This is a genomic window from Psychrobacillus antarcticus, from assembly GCF_029533155.1.
In the GTDB taxonomy this organism is placed as follows: domain Bacteria; phylum Bacillota; class Bacilli; order Bacillales_A; family Planococcaceae; genus Psychrobacillus; species Psychrobacillus antarcticus.
Map to the genome: position 1 here is coordinate 1 of NZ_JAIZDB010000056.1, position 6522 is coordinate 6522.

A 6522-nucleotide genomic window follows, 5' to 3' on the forward strand; every position below is an offset into this window, starting at 1 on the left:
CAAATAGATAGGATAAATTCTTGGTTAGATCCATTTGCGGATACTTTGGGAACAAGCTATCAATTAAGTCTATCTATAACTTCAATAGGTTCAGGTATGTTAACTGGGAAGGGATACGGTAATGGCGTTGTTGCAGTACCTGAGGCACATTCTGACTTTATTTTTACAACCATTTCGGAGGAGTTTGGTTTTATTGGTTCTGCAGGAATAATTTTTATGTATTACATTATAATATACAGAATTTTCAGGATAGCGTATAAAAATAAAGGTGAGTATGAAACTCTAATTGCTGCTGGAGTTATTTCTATGATCTTATTTCATGTTTTTGAAAATATTGGAATGGTGATAGGGCTCGTTCCTATTACTGGGATTCCCCTTCCATTGTTTAGTTATGGAGGAAGTTCTGTTCTGGCTACTATCTTTGCACTAAGTATAATCATAAACATATCACTTAACACGAAAGACTACATGTTCGGCGGTGATGATGATTAATATACCCAAAAATAGAATAATATTACTTGGCTTTCTGTGTAATCTCCTCATCCTAATAATAGGAATTCTAGCAGCTATTTATTTCTATTAATTTTAACTGCAATTCTTTTTTGCGATATTTTAAATTTAAAACGCTAATATAAGGTGAATAATTAACTCTCAAAAGCTACTCTCATGATAGAATAATTGAAAAACATTTGGTTAAAATAAAGTGGTATTTTATTAGCCTTTCCATACTATCATTTACCCAATAGACAACCCGAAATTTTTTCTAATTCAAGAGACTTTATATAGGAGTGTTCGATTGTTAGAATGGATAGCAATGCTAACAATGCAGTGGTCAATTGTTAAGTGTTTTGGGAACTCTTATTATTATTTAGAGACAAACTATCAAGTATGCCTGTAGTAAGAAAATTCTACCAAGCATTTTATCCTAGCCATTTACTGCTAGTTTGAATATTATCTTATTTATTATGAGGTGCAATTCACGGCAGGAAAAATCTGCTGAGTCTCTTCATTTAATTAAAGATAATTTATTATGCAACCTACATTGAAAAGGTGGACGCTTTCCTTTTCTCTTCACAAATAATTTAAGGCTACCGCTAAAGCCATGTGGTTTGACTTTTTGCAGTAGCCTTATTATATTTTAGTATTCTTCGTAAATTTTCTTACGCACTCATTTGACGACATGCTTCAGCACATTTGCGGCATGACTCAGCACAGCTTTGGCAATGGTCATGTTCGTGTTTAGCACACTCTTCTCCACAGCGTTCACAAATTTCTGCACAAAGTTGGCATATTTCTTTCACAAAAGGACTGTTCGAAGTCATCGCTTGTATCGCAAAGGCACAAGCATCTGCACAAGCGCGATCTAATCGTATACAATCGACCATCATCTTAACATCGCCTTCTCTTAAACAAGCATCAAAACATGTGTTACAAGCCTTTAGACATTCCATACAAGCTTTAAGACATTCTTCATATTTCTGATTCATGAAATACCTCCTAGATATTAATATTGCAATCAGTATTAATGTTCCCATAAGGTGTTAGTTCAAACAGAGAAATGAGAACTCCTTAGAAAATCCTTATTTTTGTAACTCGTATGTAATTCTAATATAAATTTTAATCTATTTTTACTTGTCCCATCATTCCATTCTCTTCATGCTCAAGAACATGACAATGGAACATATATATACCTTTGTTATTAAATTTAACAGCTAATTTCACTGTTTCTCCTGCATCAATTGCTACAGTATCTTTCCAGCCTTGTTCGTTTACTGGCTGTTCGTTTCCATCAATTGAAATAATTTTAAACTGTGTCCCATGAATGTGGAATGGATGTGTCATTCCGCCCATTGCATCAGGTTTATTATAAATTTCCCATACTTCAGTAACCCCTTGTTTTTGAGTAAAGTCAATTCGGTCTATATCAAATTGCTTATCATTAATGGTCACCATTGCACCCATTCCAAAAAGTTCTAGTTTCTTCGTAACAGGTAAATTTCTTTCTTCATCTGTAACAGCAAAATTATTTAAAGTTTTTGGTAAATCTCTTGAATTTGTTTTCTGTTCATCAATTTTAAATGGTAAAAGGTTTGTATCTTCCTCATTAATTAACGCTATATCACTTGAGGCTTTATACTTTGAAAAATCAATGATAATCTCTACACGTTCACCGGGTGTTAAAGTTATTTCACTCATTGTTGTTGGTTCATTTAAGAAACCACCATCTGTAGCGATTTGTTGGAATGAATCTCCTGTATTTAGTTTAAAAGAATAATTTCGAGCATTTGAACCATTTAATATACGTAATCTAACTTTTTCTTTACCTACCGTAAGTTTAGGGTTCAATGTTCCATTTATTAATAAAGTATCTCCTATTGTTCCATCATCGTTAATTACTGCTTGGTAATCAAATTGCTTATCCTCGTTAAATTGTCTGTCTTGGAATACTAATGGAAAATCATTTGTCCCATATTCTTTTGGTAAATCTAGATTTTTCGAATTTTCATCCTCCACATAAATTAAACCAGCTAATCCTTTATATACTTGCTCAGCTGTAGCACCTTCAGGATGTGGATGGAACCATAGAGTGGAAGCCACCTGATTTACAGTGAATTTTACATCTTCTGATTCACCTGGTTGTAGTATTTGATGAGGACCACCATCACCTTCGCCTGAAATATCTACACCATGCCAGTGAAATGTCGTTGGTTCTGATAAATCATTGTTAGTTCTAAATGTTACTGTTTCATCTTTTGATACCTGAATAATTGGCCCTAAAAAGGAACCATTATATCCATATGTTTCGGTTTGAACATCTTCGTAAAATTCGGTTGTTCCTTGCTGTGCTGTAATATCTATTACCCCATCCTTTGATTCAATTAATGGTGGAAGTATTAGTTCATTTTCTCCAGTTGAATTATTTAATGCCAAAGGGTTTGTATGGCTATCATGACCGTTTTCCATAGAAGCCATATCTTCATCGCTCGCATCTGAATGATCCATTCCTTCCATATTCGACATTTCTTCTGCAGTCATATTAGCATGATCCATACTTGCATTTTTGGCAGAAGAATCACTTGCACTACAACCTCCAATTATAATAATGCTTACCGACAATACGGAAGTAATCAACATTTTGTATTTCATCTTCATTCTCTCCAATTTATATTATTTAATATATTGGCAGTGTATCAAATAAATATGGAAAATTTATGGAGGTATATGCTTATACTAAATGGATGAACCAATTGACAATATTATTCGTAACATTTAGTGCACTTTTCTTTAAAATTAAAAGTATTAAATTTTCTTATCTTACAAAATATATAGTTCTAATTCCTAAACTTCCAACATATTGTTGTTTGAGGTGTATTAATATGAGAAACCAAACAAGAATAATTATCGGACTATTCTTAATAATTTTTATATCACCAATTATTATAGCTACTCTTAGTAACCCTCAACAAATAGGAATTATGGAAATGGCTGATGAGAAGCCTGACGAGAAAGCAGACGAGAAAGCAGTCGTCGTATACGCTGCAACTCAAAATCAAAATCTTGATAATATCAAAATCATTGAGCCTAGGAAAGCATTATTGCTATTTACACACTCCCACGAATCCTTTATACCAATAGTAAAAAATGAGACCGGTCAAGCAGAGGTATACCATTCAACCTCAAACATAACCGCTTTTGAAGATATTATTAGAAATCATTTTAGTCTAAATTCTATTGAAACTGAGTTTCTCGGAATTGACACCATGAGTGAGCTAAAGAAAACAAATCGTACTTTTCCAGAAGCCTATAACGTTGTCCGTCCTTATTTAACAGAAAATGTTCAGAACAATAAATATGACATAATTATTGATTTACACAGAGATTCTACAACTAGGAAAAATTCAACACTAACTTACAACAATGAAACATTTGGAAAAATATATTTTGTGGTAGGGGAAGAGCATCCAAATTACTTAATAAACAAATCCTATGCCCAACATCTTTCCTCACACTTAAATGAATTGGTTCCTGGAATATCTAAAGGCGTTATCGGTAAAAAAGGAGACCATGTGGACGGCATTTATAATCAAGATCTTGCTAACAATATGGTGTTAATAGAACTTGGTGGAATCGATAATACACAGGAAGAAATTAATCGTTCGATTTCAGTTCTAGCAAAAGCTGTTTCAGAACTATTACAAGATGAATCTAACAATCTAGTATCACATGCAGGACTTTAAAATTACAAAATGAAATGCACCTTGAAGCTTATGACTTAAGGTGCATTTAACTTTAAGATATAAAGTAATTTGAAATATAATAAGAAAACGAACAAGTAATGCCATGGATCCAAAAGACTGATTTACCTTTCTTCATGGAAATAATATTCACTTAAAACATCAGCAAAAACCTCTGTAGTTCGATGAAGCTCTTCTACTGTATTATCTACACCTCCAATTTCCACAATAATAGAGTTTGGAGAAATATCTTGATTATAAATTCCATTGCCTTGTTTACTACTTTTTGGCATTATGCCTTTGGACAGTCCGGGGTATTGATTGTCTAAAATTGTTTGTAGACCTTCCGCAAACGTAAGATTCTTTTCATAACCTTCATGGCCCGTACCTACAACAAATAATAATTTGGCATAGTTTACTCCATTCATTACAGTAGTAGTAGAATCACTACGCAAAGAATCGCGATGCAAATCTAGAAAGATCTCTAAATCTTTATTACCTTTTAACGCAGCACGTACTTGCTCTCCTGACACATTATAAGAACTATTATAGTTTAAACCTCTTGTAGCTAGTTCTTGAACGATATCGGTTGAATTGACTGTTGTTCCTACTCCCCTTCTTTCCAGTGCCCTTCCAAGCAGTTCTCCTACTAGTGTAATATTTGCTTTCGAGTGATACGCTTCTTCAGGTTTAACTGTTTCTTCTAAATATGGCAAAAAAGATTCCCTGCTATGAGTATGGTAAATATACAGGACTTCCTTTCCGAAAGTTGAATGAGATGATGAAATTTCTTTGGGAGATTTCATATTTTTAAAAAGAGCATCAATATTCTTTATAGTAAGTTCTCTTTCGTTAAAGAAACCGTCCATAGTAGGCGCAAATTCATCCCTATCCTCTAGATTCAAGTTTGATTTCCCTCCTGTATCTAGATTATTTGTTTTAGTAGGCATCCCATCTAATTCTTCGGATAAACGATCTTTTAATTCAACATGGAAAAAAGGATAGATTTTATCGTCAAATATATTTTCTTCCTCTTCTTTAGGAACATAAAAAATTGTCACCCAGAAAGAAAAAAGCAAGAGAATAAATAGCAAAACTACAAAGTATAACAAAATCCTTAGTAAAGTATCTTTCTTTTTCTTTGTTGTGTTCTTTTCTTTATTTAGGGAGTTTGAAGACATTCTGTCCCTCCTAGAATTTCTCTTTTTCAATATGATTTAGTTAAAAACATACCATAAAAAAGAATAACAAATAATTGTGGATAATATATGGACAAGTAAGATTTTCTTGCCTCCAAAAACAAAAAAGTACAATCATCTATACAGTGGATGATTGTACTTAAAAATCTCTAAAACTTAGTTGTTAGTATTTTTCCCTTTTTCCATAGCTACAGTTACATTAGATATCCGTTTCGCTCCGGCATATTTAGGACCCCAATAAGGATCTGTTTTTAAGTTAGCTTTTAAAATACCCTTACTTTTTGCAGATATGAATTCCCCGTTACCCAAATAAATTCCAGTGTGAGAAATACCTTTTTTATATGTATTAGCAAAAAACACTAAGTCTCCAGGTTGTAATTTATCTTTTTCAACTGTTTTTCCCACTTTAAACTGCTCGGCAGATGTTCTTGGTAAACTAATGTTGAATTTATTATAAACATATCTAATATATCCAGAACAATCAAATCCCTTAGGAGTTGTTCCACCAAATTTATATGGAGTACCGTATAACTTTGAAGCAAATGCTCCGATTTCAGTTGATGTTGCAGCATTGACTTTATCTGCTGAAAATACTTGTGCAGAAAAAATTAAAGATACCACAATTAATACTTGCATAATTATACTTCTCATTTTACACCCCAGTAAATGTTATATTTATAATTGTAACTTTATCACAAATGATGCAATATATTCGTTACGATTTGATTACAAAATCATTACAAATACCTAGTTTAACTTTCTAATTCTAGGATATTTCGGACTATAGTTTTAATTTATAGGATAAATAATAAAAAGTAAGAGTCTGTGTAAGTTAATAGCATGCTACTATTTTCAGTAGATTCAAATAGTATTTATTAGTTACTGCATTTCTATATAAACGGATTACGCTCTACAAAAAAAAAAAACCTATCCATATAAGGCACTGACTATACTTTTTGAGACAGGAATAAAACACCCTACTTTGCAACCAATTGACGGTATTGAACCGGAGATTGGTTGTTTAGTTTCGTTTGAATACGGATATTGTTATAATAAGTAATGAATTCTTCGACGATTTGTATCACTCG

The 6522-nt window shown here is 32.6% G+C and carries 7 protein-coding genes; 2 read left to right on the top strand and 5 right to left on the bottom strand.

Going from position 1 to position 6522, the window contains the following annotated elements:
• Nucleotides 1–492, top strand: a 492-nt coding sequence (locus LDK52_RS19655) for an FtsW/RodA/SpoVE family cell cycle protein (RefSeq protein ID WP_277587600.1), incomplete at its 5' end; no start/stop codon positions are given.
• Nucleotides 493–1160: 668 nt separating this feature from the next.
• On the opposite strand, the gene LDK52_RS19660 is transcribed toward LDK52_RS19655, so the two are convergent.
• Nucleotides 1161–1487 (bottom strand): four-helix bundle copper-binding protein, encoded by a 327-nt coding sequence (locus LDK52_RS19660; protein ID WP_277587601.1) that lies wholly within the window; start codon nucleotides 1485–1487, stop codon nucleotides 1161–1163.
• Nucleotides 1488–1617: 130 nt separating this feature from the next.
• On the bottom strand, nucleotides 1618–3147 hold the full coding sequence (locus tag LDK52_RS19665) for a multicopper oxidase family protein (protein ID WP_277587602.1): 1530 nt from the start codon (nucleotides 3145–3147) through the stop codon (nucleotides 1618–1620).
• Between the two features lie 230 nt (nucleotides 3148–3377).
• Here LDK52_RS19665 and spoIIP (LDK52_RS19670) point away from each other — a divergent pair, with 230 nt between their 5' ends.
• Nucleotides 3378–4238 (top strand): stage II sporulation protein P, encoded by an 861-nt coding sequence (spoIIP, locus tag LDK52_RS19670; RefSeq protein WP_277587603.1) that lies wholly within the window; start codon nucleotides 3378–3380, stop codon nucleotides 4236–4238.
• A 122-nt stretch (nucleotides 4239–4360) separates the two neighbouring features.
• On the opposite strand, the gene spoIIP (LDK52_RS19675) is transcribed toward spoIIP (LDK52_RS19670), so the two are convergent.
• The 3 genes from spoIIP (LDK52_RS19675) to LDK52_RS19685 form a co-directional block, all read right to left on the bottom strand.
• Nucleotides 4361–5347, bottom strand: a complete 987-nt coding sequence (spoIIP, locus tag LDK52_RS19675; protein WP_277587604.1) for a stage II sporulation protein P — start codon at nucleotides 5345–5347, stop codon at nucleotides 4361–4363.
• 243 nt (nucleotides 5348–5590) lie between these two features.
• Nucleotides 5591–6070, bottom strand: coding sequence for a C40 family peptidase (locus tag LDK52_RS19680; RefSeq protein WP_320415376.1), 480 nt, complete (start codon nucleotides 6068–6070; stop codon nucleotides 5591–5593).
• Between the two features lie 341 nt (nucleotides 6071–6411).
• Nucleotides 6412–6522 (bottom strand): IS3 family transposase (locus tag LDK52_RS19685; RefSeq protein WP_277587605.1); only part of this gene is annotated, 111 nt, incomplete at its 5' end.

Excerpts from the sequence above, each read along its gene's own strand:
- LDK52_RS19665 (WP_277587602.1), bottom strand. The coding sequence starts at position 3,147 with ATGAAATACAAAATGTTGATTACTTCCGTATTGTCGGTAAGCATTATT.
- LDK52_RS19660 (WP_277587601.1), bottom strand. The coding sequence starts at position 1,487 with ATGAATCAGAAATATGAAGAATGTCTTAAAGCTTGTATGGAATGTCTA.
- spoIIP (WP_277587603.1), top strand. The coding sequence starts at position 3,378 with ATGAGAAACCAAACAAGAATAATTATCGGACTATTCTTAATAATTTTT.
- LDK52_RS19680 (WP_320415376.1), bottom strand. The coding sequence starts at position 6,070 with ATGCAAGTATTAATTGTGGTATCTTTAATTTTTTCTGCACAAGTATTT.